This is a genomic window from Vibrio sp. S12_S33 (assembly GCF_963889785.1).
In the GTDB taxonomy this organism is placed as follows: domain Bacteria; phylum Pseudomonadota; class Gammaproteobacteria; order Enterobacterales; family Vibrionaceae; genus Vibrio; species Vibrio aestuarianus.
This window is the reverse complement of sequence record NZ_CAWPQZ010000182.1, coordinates 1-900: the sequence shown is the minus strand read 5'-3', so window position 1 is coordinate 900 and position 900 is coordinate 1. Positions and strand designations below refer to the sequence as shown.

Here is a 900-nt window from a genome sequence, read left to right as displayed (position 1 = left end):
AGCTAACTAGGCGTTTAAGACGGATTCCCAACGCTTGGGAGTTTCGATTCTAGGTTGAGTTTTGTGTTTAAGGCGCAATGGTTTAGGATTGTGGTCGCGTTGCTCACCACTTAACGCGGCGTTATGCCTCACGAAGAAAAAGGAACTATCGATGTTTAAAATCGAGACTAAGCGTTTGATTATTCGGGATATGACTTCGAACGATGAGGCCGCTTTTGTTGCTATGTCTCAGGATGCTAAATATCAACGTTTCTATGACGAAAGCGATTGTGACCCTAATAAATACAGGGAGTTAACAAACTTGTTTATTGCCCAGGCTTCTGAGAAACCAAGAAAATCATATCAATTGGCTGTTGAATGTAAGGTGTCAGGGGAGTTCATTGGGACGGTTTGTTTACGTCTAGAGGACAATCAGCAAGCATCAATGGGGTGTGCTTTTTCCAGAACATCGCAAGGTAATAAGTTGAGTCATGAAGCGGCCTTAGCTCTCGCAGACTTTGGTTTTTCGGAATTGGGAGTTCACCGTATCTATGCGGAGACAATTAGTAGGAACCTGCCAGCCATTAAGCTCTGTAAGTCATTAGGTATGCGCCAAGAAGCTCATTTTAGAGAGCATCGCTTTTTTAAAGGAAAGTGGTGGGATACAGTGGTTTTGGCAGTCCTTCGAACGGAATGGGGCAAGGCATAACAAACAATTCAAGTGGATTCTCAACGCGTGGCAGTTTTACTATGCGTCAGGTAAAGTGCTTTACGGTGCAATGCAGTGGCTTGGTCAGTGCGTTGTTCACCACTTAATTGGGCGTTATGAGCAACATGGAGCGTTTGGTAGAAAAGGATTATCTCAATGATTGGTAGTATGTTTCGTAAATTTTGTCTTTTAGTATTAGTTCTCGCTGCTTT

The 900-nt window shown here is 43.2% G+C and carries 2 protein-coding genes; one reads left to right on the top strand and one right to left on the bottom strand.

The genetic code is table 11. The features are described from left to right. Positions 1-151 precede the first annotated feature (151 nt). Complete coding sequence (locus AACW06_RS19760) at positions 152-688, top strand: GNAT family N-acetyltransferase (RefSeq protein WP_192076360.1); 537 nt, start codon at positions 152-154, stop codon at positions 686-688. Between the two features lie 20 nt (positions 689-708). On the opposite strand, the gene AACW06_RS19755 is transcribed toward AACW06_RS19760, so the two are convergent. Beyond that, positions 709-900: hypothetical protein (locus tag AACW06_RS19755; RefSeq protein ID WP_238336769.1), on the bottom strand; the 192-nt coding region annotated here is incomplete at its 5' end.